The 15108-nt window shown below is 43.0% G+C and carries 13 protein-coding genes and 1 riboswitch; of the genes, 12 read left to right on the top strand and 1 reads right to left on the bottom strand.

Features of this window, described 5'->3' with window-relative positions; genetic code table 11:
- Positions 1–6 precede the first annotated feature (6 nt).
- From MHH33_RS15400 to MHH33_RS15350, 11 genes are all read left to right on the top strand, one after another.
- Positions 7–1155, top strand: coding sequence for an acyl-CoA dehydrogenase family protein (locus MHH33_RS15400; RefSeq protein ID WP_342542245.1), 1149 nt, complete (start codon positions 7–9; stop codon positions 1153–1155).
- A gap of 44 nt (positions 1156–1199) precedes the next feature.
- The gene (locus MHH33_RS15395) at positions 1200–1751 is read left to right on the top strand and encodes a nucleotidyltransferase family protein (protein WP_342542244.1); all 552 of its coding nucleotides are present in this window, start codon (positions 1200–1202) and stop codon (positions 1749–1751) included.
- A gap of 200 nt (positions 1752–1951) precedes the next feature.
- On the top strand, positions 1952–3241 hold the full coding sequence (locus MHH33_RS15390) for a DUF4139 domain-containing protein (RefSeq protein ID WP_342542243.1): 1290 nt from the start codon (positions 1952–1954) through the stop codon (positions 3239–3241).
- 4 nt (positions 3242–3245) lie between these two features.
- Positions 3246–4337: a metallophosphoesterase gene (locus MHH33_RS15385; protein ID WP_342542242.1), complete on the top strand. Its 1092-nt coding sequence runs from the start codon at positions 3246–3248 to the stop codon at positions 4335–4337.
- 69 nt (positions 4338–4406) lie between these two features.
- Positions 4407–5018 (top strand): DedA family protein, encoded by a 612-nt coding sequence (locus MHH33_RS15380; RefSeq protein ID WP_016428395.1) that lies wholly within the window; start codon positions 4407–4409, stop codon positions 5016–5018.
- A gap of 9 nt (positions 5019–5027) precedes the next feature.
- Positions 5028–5855: an undecaprenyl-diphosphate phosphatase gene (locus MHH33_RS15375; RefSeq protein ID WP_342542241.1), complete on the top strand. Its 828-nt coding sequence runs from the start codon at positions 5028–5030 to the stop codon at positions 5853–5855.
- A gap of 253 nt (positions 5856–6108) precedes the next feature.
- Positions 6109–6564: a hypothetical protein gene (locus MHH33_RS15370; RefSeq protein WP_342542240.1), complete on the top strand. Its 456-nt coding sequence runs from the start codon at positions 6109–6111 to the stop codon at positions 6562–6564.
- A gap of 79 nt (positions 6565–6643) precedes the next feature.
- A riboswitch (cobalamin riboswitch) is annotated at positions 6644–6821 on the top strand.
- 180 nt (positions 6822–7001) lie between these two features.
- Positions 7002–9227, top strand: coding sequence for a ribonucleoside-diphosphate reductase subunit alpha (locus MHH33_RS15365; protein WP_016428392.1), 2226 nt, complete (start codon positions 7002–7004; stop codon positions 9225–9227).
- 12 nt (positions 9228–9239) lie between these two features.
- Positions 9240–10280 (top strand): ribonucleotide-diphosphate reductase subunit beta, encoded by a 1041-nt coding sequence (locus tag MHH33_RS15360; protein ID WP_342542239.1) that lies wholly within the window; start codon positions 9240–9242, stop codon positions 10278–10280.
- A gap of 194 nt (positions 10281–10474) precedes the next feature.
- Entirely contained in the window at positions 10475–10888 is a 414-nt protein-coding gene (locus tag MHH33_RS15355) for a VOC family protein (RefSeq protein ID WP_342542238.1), read from the top strand.
- Positions 10889–11278: 390 nt separating this feature from the next.
- Positions 11279–12475: an MFS transporter gene (locus tag MHH33_RS15350; RefSeq protein WP_342542237.1), complete on the top strand. Its 1197-nt coding sequence runs from the start codon at positions 11279–11281 to the stop codon at positions 12473–12475.
- Positions 12476–12643: 168 nt separating this feature from the next.
- Here MHH33_RS15350 and MHH33_RS15345 read toward each other — a convergent pair whose 3' ends face one another.
- Positions 12644–13441 carry a TIGR00266 family protein gene (locus tag MHH33_RS15345; RefSeq protein ID WP_016428387.1) on the bottom strand — a complete coding sequence of 266 codons (798 nt, stop codon included), beginning with the start codon at positions 13439–13441 and terminating at the stop codon, positions 12644–12646.
- Positions 13442–13617: 176 nt separating this feature from the next.
- Between MHH33_RS15345 and MHH33_RS15340 the strand changes: the two genes are divergently transcribed.
- A complete protein-coding gene (locus MHH33_RS15340) occupies positions 13618–15093 on the top strand; it encodes an aldehyde dehydrogenase family protein (protein ID WP_342542236.1) in 1476 nt (491 codons plus the stop codon).
- Positions 15094–15108 lie beyond the last annotated feature (15 nt).

Genomic DNA, 15108 nt, shown 5'->3' with positions numbered 1-15108 from the left:
GTCTTGATGGGGAAATACCGTTTTGAGACTGATGAGCACATGATGTTCCGCAAGTCGCTTCGCAAATATTTGGAAAAAGAAGCTGCTCCTCATTACGAACAGTGGGAAGAAGACCGTATGATTCCTAAATCATTTTGGCGGAAGCTTGGTGACATGGGTTATTTAAGCCCACAAGTTGAAGAGAAATATGGCGGACTGGAAGTTGATTTCCGATACGCTGTCATCATCGGAGAAGAGATGGAACGTGTTGGAGCGAGCTTGACAGGTGTTGGACTGCATAATGATATCGTGGTTCCTTATATTGAAGCGTATGGAAACGACGAACAGAAAGCGCGCTGGCTGCCGGGATGTGTAACAGGCGAGCATATAACCGCTATTGCCATGACTGAACCAGGGGCAGGATCTGATTTGGCGGCGATTCAAACAACTGCTGTTCTTGATGGTGATACGTATATCGTAAATGGTTCCAAAACCTTCATTACGAATGGCATCAATGCGGATCTAGTTGTAGTTGTCGTGAAAACCGATACACAAATTGAACCGAAGCATCGCGGAATCAGCTTGCTAGTAATCGAGGAAGGCATGGCTGGGTTTACACGTGGACGCAAGCTAAACAAAGTCGGCATGCACGCGCAGGATACAGCAGAGCTGTACTTTGAAGATTGTCGAGTGCCTGCTAAGAACCTGCTTGGCGAAGAAGGAAAGGGTTTCATTTATTTAATGGAGAAGCTCCAACAGGAAAGATTGATGGTGGCGATTTCAGCTCAAACCGCTTCTGAAGATATGGTCGAGATGACACTGGACTATGTGAAGTCCCGTAAAGCATTCGGCAAGCCAATCGGAGCGTTCCAGAACACGCAATTCAAGTTAGTTGAAATGAGCACCGAAGTTGAACTTGGTCATTCATTCCTTGAATCGTTGATTGAAGATCATATGGCAGGGAAAGACATTGTCTCAAAAGTGTCCATGGCGAAGTATTGGCTGACGGAAACTGCAAAGAAGATTTCTGGTGAATGCTTGCAATTACACGGAGGCTACGGCTATATGGAAGAATATAAAATTGCAAGGCGTTATCGAGATATTCCAGTCGCTTCGATTTATGCAGGCAGCAATGAAATTATGAAAGTGATTGTCGCGAAGAAAATGGGGCTGTAGATGAGGGCAAAAGGATCCATGAAGATGATTAAAAGAGGTTCAAAATGAAATTATCAAATGAACAAGAAATTGTAGAAGCCATTTCTAATGACGAGTGGATGATGAATGTTATCAGACAAGCAGCTACACTAGAGTTACCCGACTGGTGGATATGTGCTGGATTCATAAGAGCAAAAGTATGGGATGAATTACATGGATTTTCTGAAAAAACCATACTTCCAGATGTGGATGTCATTTATTTCGATTCGGAAAATTTGGACGAACACATTGAAAAACTCTATGAAAAAGAACTAATTAAATTAGACTCAACCATTCCTTGGTCCGTTAAAAATCAAGCAAGGATGCATACTTTGAACAAGGTAGAACCCTATATATCCTCAATAGATGGGATGTCAAAATTTCCAGAGACAGCCACAGCTATTGGCATAACTTTTGATGACAAAGGGGAACTTCATTTATGCGCTCCACATGGAGTCAGAGACTTATTAGCAATGAAAATCTCTCCCACCCCTTATTTTGAAGGATCGCAAATATATTTTGATAGAGTTAAGCAAAAAAACTGGTCAGCAACATGGCCCCTAGTGAAAGTAGAGTAAGCGGCAGGGCTTTTTCTGTTGCTTTTTCAATTACTACTATTGTTATCGAATGAATTATCCGTAGCATTCTGACTGCGCGTTGAACGATATTCTAGAATGTTTCAAAGAATGGAATCGCCTTGTCTTTCATACAACGTATCGCAAAGGGATTTAACGCATATCATGATATACTTTCCAAAAACAACGAGGAGGTGTCTCTTATGCCGACCAATATCCCAGCGAGCCTGACGAAAGACTTGGCGCTGACGATTTACAATGCTGGTTTTGCATTAATTCAAGAAATCCGCTCCATTCCTCCACTTTCAGACGATCATATCATCTACTATTCGGACGTACCACAACGGATTGAATCGAATTCCGTTCAGGTGAAAGGTCTAAAAGTCACAGAGCTTACTTACGAATATGACTTGATGGATCGACTCAAGTTGCTGGAGAAATATGTTGGGCATCAAATCAGAATCGTCAATAAGAAAACAGGCGAAGAAAAGACATACCTTCTGTTAAGCGTCCAAAATGGTTTGGTCCTTGCAGACATGCTGACAAGAGAAATTGTTCTTGATGCAGAAGGGGAGATCCGCTTGCCGGACGGTCCGGAAGAAGTGATGTTAAAGCCCACACTCGTTTGGCGTTTTGATGAACAAACGGCAGAAGATGTACGGGTTACGTATTTAACGCGGGGGCTAAGTTGGGAAGCGGACTATGTGGCACAAGTTAGGGAGAATGATTTTGATTTGACAGGCTGGGTAACGATGACGAACAACTCGGGCATGACGTTTGACGATGCGACAATAAAACTAATGGCGGGGACAGTGAACCGAGCACCAATTCGCATGCAAAAAACGATGAGTTTTGAGCAGGGTGCCATGGCCGAAATGGAACCGGAACGTCAGGCATTTGGAGAGTACTATCTATATACGCTCCCTGAAAGACTGACGCTGGAGAATCGACAGCAAAAGCAAGTTCAACTTTTTTCTGCCTACAAAATCAAATCGCACACGGTATATGAAGTGGATGCGTACAGTAACCATCCAACAGTGTACTTAACGTTCCGAAATGATGCGGAAAACGGCCTTGGATTCCCACTTCCAAGAGGGAGATTCAAATTGTACAAAGAAAATCCAAAGGACGGTTCTTCTGAATTTATCGGAGAAGATTACATCCAGCATACGGCTGCTGGCGAACTAGTCCGCATCAAATCAGGGGAAGCTTTTGATGTCACGGTGGAAAGTGATGTTGTGGCTAAATACAAGAAAGACGGCTATGAGTATGAGGAAGTCGTATACTTGATTCGCAATCAAAAAGACCACCCGATTGAACTTATCATCAATCATGGCACTAGCTATAGCGTATTTGATGTAGTTGAATCAACACACACTTGGAAACGGAAAGATAACGATATACAAATCTTTGTACCGGTTCCTGCAAAATCTGAAGTGAAAGTGGCATTTACGATTCGGTATGACCGGAGACAAGATGTAAAGGTGAATTAGTATCATGAAACGTATCAGTATGGGCACTCTTATTCTAGCAATTTATACACTACTTGTTTTTTATTTTGGCTATAACACGTATCGGTGGCTCCAAACGTGGGCCCTGCCGGTTCATCCCGTGTTGTTTGGTCTCTTCTGGTTTGTCTGTGCTTTTGGCTACATCATCGGCAAGTTTAACCATGGACTAAAATATTTCAGTATCATCGGGTCGTACTGGTTCATTGTGATGCAGTACGGCTTGATTTTATTTCCTCTGGCAACGCTTGTTTATTTGATATTGCCTTCCAAGCAAACGATTTTTATTACAGGAAACATCGTGGCGTTTATTTTTCTGATTATTTTCATCGCAGGGACATATATGGCATTTTCACCGGTTATTCGCTATAAGACAATACATATCAACAAGGATTCTGGTTCGCTTCGCGAGTTAAAGTTGGTACTAGCATCTGACTTTCACTTAGGTCTTCTTTCCAACAAAAAGCACTTGCAACGTTTTGTGAATTTGGCTAACGTAGAGCAGCCGGATGTGGTGTTGCTTGCGGGTGATTTGGTCGATGATGATCCGATTTGGTTTGTAAAAGACGGGATGTCCGAGGTCATGAGGCAGTTGAAGGCGACATATGGTGTTTACGGAGTTGTCGGTAATCATGAGTATTACGGACGTAAAATTCCGCTTCTTGTGGAAGAAATGAGGGGAGCGGGCGTCCGCATGTTGCTGGACGAAACCATTTGTGTGGAAAATGCGTTCTATGTAACGGGCAGGGAAGATGCGACGAATGGGAAGCGACAGTCTTTGGAGAGTTTGAAGCCAAAGTTGAATGAGCTTCCATGGCTTGTGATGGACCATACGCCTTTTGATTTAGACACGCCTGCTGAGCTCGGAGTGGATGTACATGTATCAGGGCATACGCACCGGGGGCAGATGTGGCCGAATCATTTATTCACACGTCGTTTATTTGAGCTTGATTATGGGTATAAACTTAAAGGTCAGTTGCACGCTTTTGTGTCATCTGGCTTTGGGTTTTGGGGTCCGCCGCTTCGATTGGGTTCGCGTTCGGAGCTTTGGTCAATCAAAATTACAGTATCGTCGAAATAAATATTGGGAAAAGCCCATTAATCTTGTTACGATAGAAGTTGGAAAGAAATTGTTGCTTGGAGGCTGGACATGGAAAACTGGATTACTGATATTATGAGCCAGTACGGCTACATAGGTATATTTTTACTAATCATGCTTGAAAATATTTTCCCACCTATTCCGTCAGAAGTGATTTTGACGTTTGGTGGTTATATGACAACGCAATCGAGTATGACGGAAATGGGTGTCATTTTGGTTTCGACTGCAGGTTCTATCGCAGGGGCTGTGATTCTTTATGGAATCGGTCGAATGTTGGATGTAAAACGCTTGGAGAAAATCGTGGATCGTTATGGACGTGTTTTACGTTTAACGAGAAAAGATATTTACAAAGCAGATAGCTGGTTTGATAAATATGGCATTTGGACTGTATTGTTTTGCCGCTTGATTCCATTGATTCGCAGTCTGATTTCGATTCCTGCCGGGATGTCGAATATGAAATTTGGATTGTTTTTGTTATTTACGACATTAGGAACACTTATTTGGAATACGATTTTAGTATCGGTCGGAGCAGCAGTGGGCGATAACTGGGAATCAATCGTTGGCGTAATGGACGTGTATTCAAATATTGTTTACGTCTTGCTTGTACTTGCAGGACTTGCCGTAATCTGGTGGTATTTACGATTCCGAAAAAGAAGAGCATAAGGAGATATTATGGAACTATTTGATTTGCTTAAAGCGTTAATATTAGGATTTGTGGAGGGGATGACGGAGTTTGCACCCGTTTCTTCTACCGGACATTTAATTATTGTGGACGATATGTGGTTAAAAACATCTGAGTTTCTTGGGAAACCTTCGGCTAACTCGTTTAAAATCTTTATTCAGCTTGGATCGATTTTGGCGGTAATTGTGGTGTTCTGGAAACGTTTATTCAGTTTGGTTGGTCTTTATAAATTGAAAGATACAACTACAGGCTCAAAGTTAAAATTGACGCATGTAATCGTAGGTTTAATCCCGGCTGGTGTGCTGGGGGTATTGTTCGAAGACTTTATTGATGAACATTTATTCCGTACCGAGACGGTATTAATTGGCTTGGTTATTGGTGCGATTTTAATGATTGTGGCTGATAAATTCGGACCTAAAAAACCGAAAACACAGACGTTGGATCAAATTACATACAAGCAGGCATTTACTGTTGGGCTTGTGCAATGTTTATCGTTATGGCCAGGTTTTTCTCGTTCGGGTGCGACCATTTCAGGTGGTGTATTGTTCGGGATGAGTCACCGGACGGCAGCTGATTTTACATTTATCATGGCTGTTCCGATCATGTTCGGTGCTAGCTTCTTGTCCCTTTTGAAAAACTGGGAGGATATAAATCCAAGCGATACTTCGTTTTATGTCGTAGGATTTATCAGTGCTTTCGTATTTGCGCTGATTTCCATCAAGTTCTTCCTGAAGTTAATCGAACACGTGAAATTGACGCCATTCGCAATTTATCGATTGGTATTGGCGGCAGTGTTGTTCGTGATTTATGTTCTATAATGGATTCGAAAACGGTCTCAATATGAGGCCGTTTTTTTGTTTGTGGAAAAGAGGAGAATCCGCGAGTTTTTCTGTGATGCGCAAATAGAATGGTGGAAACCGCGAATAGAGTTAAGGCTTGAAAGGAAGCTGACTGTTTCTGTCGAATATAATTGGTTAGACTAGCAAATACATTTACATAGGATACGAAATAACGTCTACTTTGCCACATTTATAACTGAATACAAACAATTGAGAAAAGGGGATAGACAACATGACCGAGACGATAAGTATCGATCACCGTACAATCGCGGTTCGATTATTTAATGAAACATGGGATTTGATGGAGAAGAAAGACCGAACAGGTGATGAGGATTCACAAATGCTGGAGAAGGCATATGCTTCGCTCTATCATTGGCGCCAAATCGGCACGAAGCTTAATTTGGCTAGAGGCTATTGGCAAGTGTCCCGTGTCCATGTCATTCTCGGACAAGGCGATACTGCATATTTTTACGGCGTGGCGGGTGCAGAACTATGTGAAGCGGAAGGATTTGGCGATTTTGATTTAGCCTTTGCTTATGAATCCATAGCACGTGCAGAAAAGTGTAGGGGCAATTCTGAGTCAATGAATATTTGGTTGGCACGCGGGCAAGTAGCGGCCGAAAATATCGCGAAAGAACCAGACAAAAAATATTTTTTAAGCGAATTGGCTAGTGTAGATAAGGGTTGAACGAATTCAGCGATGATTCATCGGTTGTAAGAAAAAACACTATATGTTAGATTGGATATTATGTAAAACACAATATATAGTGTAAAAACGAAAAAGAGGTACCAGTAATGGTTTAAAAGGGAATTCGGTACATGCCGAAGCTGTCCCCGCAACTGTAAGTGTAAACGACTGTACAAAGTCCACTGTGCATCAGCATGGGAAGGGTACGGAAGGATAATGCACGAGCCAGGAGACCTGCCTTTTTTTTCGATGAAGCAACACTTTCTTCGGGGGTTGAGGAGTGGAAGCGAGCTATTTGTAGCGAGCGAAATTCCATTTTCTCGCAAACCAATTCTACTCCTTTCCATTCTTTCAATCTTGAGCGATGGCTCAGCCGAAGAGGCTGTTCCATCGCTTTTTTGTGTTTCTGAAATTGTTGAATTGGAGTGGGTATACATATGGTACAAAAGGTATTAACAGACAAAGAAATACTTATAGATCAACTGCTGGAGCAGTTTAAAGAGAATGAGTTGGCTCCCTTGTTGCGTGCCCATGAAAAATGGCTGAAGAAAAATCCACAAGCAACCGATGAACAGTGGTCAAAAGCCATGGTAATGGAGTCACTTAGTCATCTGGATGAAGAGCAACCATACTGGACTTTCGTCGCTGCACGTGTTTACTTGGCACAAGTTTACAGCGAACTCGCTGTAAGTCGAGAATGTTCAAGTCAAAATGTGTATAAGGATTTTGAGAAACACCTTCAGCGCTTATCGGACAAGGGTTTATATAATGCCCGTCTCCTGAAGACCTATAGTAAAGAAGAAATCAAAGCATTAGGTGAAGTGCTTGAACCGGAACGCGATGGACTATTCACATATATTGGATTAAAGACATTGATGGACCGTTACGTGGCAAGAGATTACGACCTTTCACCCGCAGAGCTACCGCAAGAACGATGGCTCATCATTGCTATGACGTTAATGCAAAACGAAACCGTGAATCGCTTGGAGAAAGTGAAGGAAGCGTACTGGGCAATGAGTAACTTGTATATGACCGTTGCAACACCAACCCTTTCCAATGCAGGGAAGCCACATGGGCAATTATCGAGTTGCTTCATCGATACAGTTGACGACAGTCTGCAAGGGATTTATGACTCGAATACAGATGTTGCCACGCTATCGAAATATGGCGGTGGTATAGGCATTTACATGGGGAAAGTGAGAAGCAGAGGTTCCTCAATCCGAGGATACAAGGGAGCATCGAGCGGTGTGCTGCCGTGGATCAAGCAATTGAATAATACAGCGGTCAGCGTGGATCAACTAGGTCAACGACAAGGAGCGATTGCCGTATATTTGGATGTGTGGCATAAGGACATCTTGCCTTTCCTAGATTTGAAGCTAAACAACGGGGATGAACGATTACGCGCACATGATATTTTCACAGGTGTGTGCCTACCGGATATTTTCATGGAGAAAGTCGAAGCACGCGAAGAATGGACACTATTTGACCCGCATGAAGTACGTACTGTCATGGGTTATTCTCTAGAAGATTTCTACGATGAAACCCGGGGGGAAGGTGCTTTCCGAGATAAATATGAAGAGTGTGTAGCGAACGAACAGTTATCGAGAGAAGTAATGCCGGCCATTGATATTATGAAACGCATCATGCGCAGCCAACTGGAAACGGGTGTGCCATTTATGTTTTATCGAGACGAAGTAAATCGAAGAAATTCAAATAAACATGAAGGCATGATTTACAGCAGTAACTTGTGCACGGAAATTTTTCAAAATATGAGTGCGACAGAATTTGAATCGATCACGTTGGAAGACGATGTCATAGTCACACGTCGTAAGCCTGGTGATTTTGTCGTGTGTAACTTGTCCTCCATCAATTTAGGAAAAGCAGTTCCAGCTGGTGTGTTGGAAAGATTGATCGAAGTACAAGTACGCATGCTCGACAATGTCATCGATCTGAACATGATTCCAGTGCCACAGGCAGAACGAACAAACGCAAGATACCGTGGAATCGGACTTGGAACATTTGGCTGGCATCACTTATTAGCGCTGAAAGGAATTCGATGGGAATCTGACGAAGCGGTAGAATTTGCGGATGAATTGTACGAGGAGATTGCTTATTTGACAGTGCAAGCATCCATGAATATCTCTCGTGAAAAAGGACCTTATCCATTATTCGTTGGATCGGCATTTCATACGGGAGAGTATTTTGAATCCCGTGGTTACGATTCATTGAAATGGCGTGAGCTTCGTCTGGATGTTGCCATGAATGGCGTGAGAAACGGGTATCTCATGGCCGTCGCACCGAATTCTTCCACGTCGATATTGGCAGGAAGTACAGCAAGCATCGATCCTATATTCCAAAAAAGCTATTCGGAAGAGAAGAAAGACTACAAAATTCCGGTAACAGTACCTGACTTGAATCAAGAAACAACATGGTTTTATAAGTCCGCGTACTTCATCAATCAACATTGGACATTAAAACAGAACGCTGCACGACAACGCCATATCGATCAAGGGGTATCGTTGAATTTATATGTCCAAAACACAATTAAGGCGAAAGAATTGCTGGACTTGCATTTGGATGCGTGGGCAAGTGGTTTGAAAACGACCTATTATGTGCGCTCCACATCGGTGGAAATGATGGAATGTGAGTCTTGCTCAAGCTAAGGAGGAAATTGAATGACAACGATTGAAAAACGAAAGCTCATGGATAAAGAGGCACCAAACCGTTCTACCGGCATCGTCAATGGGGCTTCATCGAATGTACTGAACTGGGATGATGTCCGGTTCAGTTGGGCGTATCCGAAATATAAAAGGATGCTCGGAAACTTCTGGACCCCTTTTGAAATTAATATGGGTTCGGACGTGAAGCAGTTCGGCGGATTAAATGATGCGGAGCGGGAAGCATTCTTGAAAATCATCGGCTTATTGGCATTGCTCGATAGTATTCAAACTGATTTCGCAGGGAAAGTTGCTGATTATTTAACGGATTCCAGTTTGAATGCGCTTATGATAATTTTGGCACAACAAGAAGTGATTCATAATCATTCGTATTCGTATGTGCTGTCGAGCTTGGTGTCGAAACAAGAGCAAGACCGGGTGTTTGATTTCTGGCGCACGGAACCGGTCCTAGCAAAGCGAAACGAATTCGTCATGAAAGGGTATGAAGCTTTTTCAGATGAGCCAAATGTTGATTCATTATTGACTGCGATTGTCTATGATGTCATTTTGGAAGGGTTATTTTTCTATTCTGGATTCGCTTTCTTCTATCATCTCGCACGTCATCAAAAAATGGTCGGCACGAGCACAATGATCAACTACATCAATCGAGATGAACAAATTCACGTTGATTTGTTCGTGAAAATTTATCAGGAGTTGTTGCGAGAATATCCTCAGTACGATACGCCAGAAAGAGCTCGTGAAGTTGAAAATATTTTCAAAGAAGCGGCTGCACTTGAAATCGAATGGGCACGTGAAGTGATAGGGGATCGAATTGACGGTCTGGACGTCGAGGATGTGGAAGAATACATTTGCTTCTATGCAAATGTCCGCTGTGCTCAACTTGGCTATGAACGACCATTCCCGGCGTATCGCAAAAATCCATTGAAGTGGATCAAGGCTTACGAAGAAGTGGATTTGGGCAAAACCGACTTTTTTGAGCAAAAGTCTCGTCAATATGTAAAAGTCAATGTGCAAGACAATGGGTTTGATGATTTATAGGAAGTTTGGGAAGAACGCTGTTTCATAAGGTGAGTTGAATCTGTAGTGCGATGAGTTTGAGCGATAAATTTGTACAAGTGACCTTTAAATAATCAAAAGAGTAACAAATAAACATTTTAAGATGTAAAAGGATAATAAAGAGGTCTGGCGAATCCTATAAGAGATACTTAATTTTCATTAAGGAGATGTAGAGAATGAAACCAGTACTTCCATATTTAACGTTTTACGGAAATGCCAAAGACGCAGCTGTATTTTATGAAGAAACATTCAGTTTAGAGAACCAAGGTATGCTTAAATATGGGGATAGTGATTTTCCATCACCGCCTGAAGCGGCAGATTACATTATGCATTGTCACTTAACAAATGGAAACTTCAGCATTATGCTTGCTGACTCCTCAACCCCTGGCGAATCAGGTACGACAAATGTTTCATTGATGATTGAATGTGAAAGCGAAGAAGAAGTGAATCGTCTGTACAATGCATTATTAGTGGGCGGTCAGGCAATCATGGAACTTCAGGACACGTTTTGGGGAGCCAAATATGCTAAAGTGCGCGACCAGTTTGGGTACACATGGGATCTGAATTTCGAAAAAGGACAAGCTGAATAACAAACTGTGAAAGATAGTAGGGGCTGCCGATGTTACTGGCAGCCTTTTTTGTTGGGGAAAAATGGGTGAATGGGAATAAAGCTCGGTCAAGTGTTGCACCGGCTCCCAGGAAGAACGCCCTGAAGAATCCTAACAAGGAACCCCTAAGTTCATTCATGCCGAATAAAATACTCTGATTAATTTACCCACACCAAATCCGCTCTTCTGTATCTAAAAAAACCATGACAATATTCTGAATAGAAATTATAATGAATAAAGTTTTAGAGAGGGAGAGATAGCATATGAAAAGAACAACATTGGCTTCAGCATACAAATTGGAGGGCATGTTGGGATAAAATGTGAACTCCGATTTGATTTTAACCCAAATCAAAAAATCGGAGGAAATTAGAATTGAGTATACAAAATTTTTATTACACTTTAACAAGTTCACGGTCGTTTTTCATTCAGATGGTGTTCACATTAAACGCCATTTACTATGTAACTCAAGCGGAATTGAATGCTTTGCAACTCGTATTGATCGGTACGATTATGGAAGTGTCTGTTTTACTGTTTGAAATGCCCACAGGTTTATTTGCGGATCATTTCGGACGGAAAAGGTCACTTGCTTTCGGAACACTCGTCATCGGGTTAGCACATGTTTTGGAAGGCAGTACGCCTGAGTTTTGGGCAATTGCGGTAGCTTCTGCGATGTGGGGAATCGGCTGGACATTCATCAGCGGGGCGGAACAAGCTTGGATTGCTGATGAACTGAACGCTAAAAGTTTGGAAAAGACGTTCTTACGTGGATCGCAGTTTTCATCCTTGGCTCGCTTTGCGGCAATTCTGGCAAGTGTGACCATCGCAGCGATTTGGTCCGTACAAATTGCAATTATTGTTGCGGGAATCATGCTCATTGTCATGGCGGTATGGGCTTTCATCAAGCTGCCTGAAACAAAGTTTGTTAGAGTTACTCGTGAAAAAGGTGTTTCGGGTGTCACGCATATGGTGAACACCATCAAAGCTGGTGTTTCTCAAATTCGCGGGAACACAGTGTTGGTCAGTATTGCGATGGTTACATTGTTTTGGGGGCTCGCCAGCGAAGGCTTCGATCGTTTGTACGGCGCCCATTTCATTGTGGACTACCAGTTGTCGGAAAGTGAGAACGTTTATTGGTTCGGTACATTTTATGCGGTCGCGTTTTTACTGAATATCGTGATCCTTCGTTTCGTCGAGAGACATGTCAAAGGACGTTATGCACATGTATTATTGATTACTAACACCGTGTTGATTGCAACGATGATTGCTTTCGCCTGGACAGGTCATTTCTGGGTGGCGGTAGCCATGTATTGGGTGACAAGTGCACTGAGAAACGTAAACTATCCATTGATGAGCATCGTTACAAATGAACGCATAGAATCAAAAGGGCGTGCCACAACACTTTCCATGTTTGGGCAGCTTGATGCATTCGGACAGATTGCCGGTGGACCACTCGTCGGCATGCTGGCGTTGTACACGTCCATTGCAGGAGGGATTACTTCTTCTGCGTCGTTAATCCTGCCGGTGCTTTATTTCTTATGGCGGATGAAAAGGAAAATGAAAGTTTCATAGATTGATTAAGTGCCTGGTGCGAATACGTATCAGGTTTTTTATTTTACAGCGAAGCGTAAAGAGCAAATCAGAAGGTAGATATATGGGGGAATTACTGGTGCAAGGGAATAAATGACGCAACCACAAAAAAACAGTGCACCATTAAAGGCACACTGTCAGTAACTTTATTTATTTCCCGCCTAATATATCAAATAGCCCGCCTGCCAAGCTACCTTCACCTTTTGAGCTGCCGCCAGGAATTTGTGGGGCTGCTGCAAAGACTCGGCTTGCCAATCGACTGAATGGCAACGATTGTATCCATACGGTTCCTGGTCCACGCAATGTAGCGAAGAACAATCCTTCTCCACCGAACAACGCCGTTTTTACGCCCGGCACCATTTCAATGTTGTAATCAACTTCCTTGGTCATTGCCACTAAACATCCTGTATCGACACGTAACACTTCGCCAGGTTGTAAGTGTTTCTTATGAATAGTACCTCCAGCATGAACGAATGCGAGTCCGTCACCTTCAAGCTTTTGCATGATAAAGCCTTCACCACCAAAGAAACCAGTCCCAAGTTTACGTTGGAATTCAACGCCGACCGATACGCCTTTAGCCGCTGCCAGGAACGCATCTTTTTGACAAATGATTTTGCCGCCCATTTCACTCAAATCCATTGGAATGATTTTTCCTGGATATGGGGAAGCGAAATACACATGTTTTTTGCCAGATCCGTTATTAGTGAATGTCGTCATGAATAAACTTTCTCCTGTAAGCATACGCTTACCGGCACCCATCAGTTTGCCCATGATTCCTCCTCCTCCTGAAGAAGAGCCATCTCCGAAAATAGTTTCCATAGAGATGCCGTCTTCCATCATCATTAAGCTGCCTGCTTCTGCAACAACCGTTTCTTTTGGATCGAGTTCTACTTCCACAAACTGCATATCGTCACCGTGTAATTTGTAATCAATTTCGTGGTTGTTCATGCGTCACATTCCTCCAGTAATTTAATCTACTCATTCATACGCTTCTCGCAACAAAAAGTTTCATCAAACGTCACTATTTATAAATAATCCGTTTTTTCAAAAAATTGAAAGGTTTAAACGACCATGTGTCGAATAAGTAAAGTGAAAGCGTTCTCAAATCGAAAGGGGTAAGGTACATGCAATTGAACAATTACATCGGTGGAAAGTGGCAGGAAGCTGGAGATGCAAAGTACGTTCCTGTGACTAACCCTGCTAATGGAGAAGAGTTAGCGCAAGTGCGATTATCAACTAAAGAAGATGTGGATTCAGCTGTCTTGGCAGCAAAGGAAGCGCAGAAAAAATGGGCGCTGGTCCCTGCACCGAAGCGGGCAGATTATTTATATGAAATTGGGCGTATTATGAAAGAAAAGAAAGAGCATCTTGCACAAGTGTTGACGAAAGAAATGGGAAAAGTCATTGAAGAAGGTCGCGGAGAAGTACAGGAAGGAATCGATATGGCATTCTACATGGCAGGTGAAGGCCGCCGTTTGTTCGGCGAAACGACGCCATCGGAACTGGCTGATAAGTTTGCGATGAGCGTACGTGCTCCGATCGGTGTGGTTGGGCTCATTACGCCTTGGAACTTCCCGGTTGCGATTGCCACGTGGAAATCATTCCCTGCGATTGTTGCTGGCAATACGTTTTTATGGAAGCCAGCAACGGAAACACCGATGATGGCTTATGAAATGGCGAAAGTGTTTGAAGAAGCAGGACTACCAGCAGGCGTTGCGAACATTGTATTCGGATCAGGGGCAGATGTTGGAACTGCGATGATCGAACATCCGGACGTGAAAGTCATTTCATTTACTGGGTCGACTGAGACAGGTCGTTCGGTTGCTGAACGTGGCGGTCGTCATTTGAAAAAAGTATCACTTGAAATGGGTGGTAAAAATGCCGTCATCGTCATGGACGACGCAGATCTTGGATTGGCGGTTGAAGGGATTTTGTGGAGTGCTTTCGGAACAGCGGGTCAGCGTTGTACAGCATGCAGTCGCGTCATTGTGCATAAAGATGTGAAAGAAGAACTTGAAATGCGGCTTCAGGAAGCGATGAAAGGTTTGGCTATCGGTGACGGTATGGACGAATCCGTAAAAATCGGTCCAGTCATTAACAAAAAAGCACTGGAAAAAATCCATAATTACGTCCAAATCGGAAAAGAAGACGGTGCTACATTGCTAGCGGGTGGAGAGATTCTATCTGATGGCGATTTGGCAAACGGAAACTACTATGCTCCGACTCTATTCACAAACGTTGCGAGAGATAGTCGCATTGCACAGGAAGAAATCTTTGGTCCGGTCGTTTCACTTATTGAGGTTTCGAGTTTAGACGAAGCAATCGAAGTGAATAACAGCGTCTCATTCGGTTTATCCAGTAGTATTTTCTCGCGTGACGTCAACACTGTTTTCAAGGCACAGCGTGATCTGGATACAGGGATTGTGTATGTAAATGCCGGCACTACTGGTGCTGAAATTCATTTGCCCTTCGGCGGGACAAAAGGGACAGGTAACGGACACCGTGACTCCGGCGTGGCAGCACTTGACGTTTATACAGAATGGAAGAGCATTTATGTCGACTTCAGCGGTAAGTTACAACGAGCTCAAATTGATAATTAAGTAGTTTTGAATGAA

The sequence above is a fragment of the Paenisporosarcina sp. FSL H8-0542 genome, assembly GCF_038632915.1.
Taxonomy (GTDB): Bacteria; Bacillota; Bacilli; order Bacillales_A; family Planococcaceae; genus Paenisporosarcina.
This window is presented reverse-complemented; position numbering and strand designations above follow the sequence as displayed.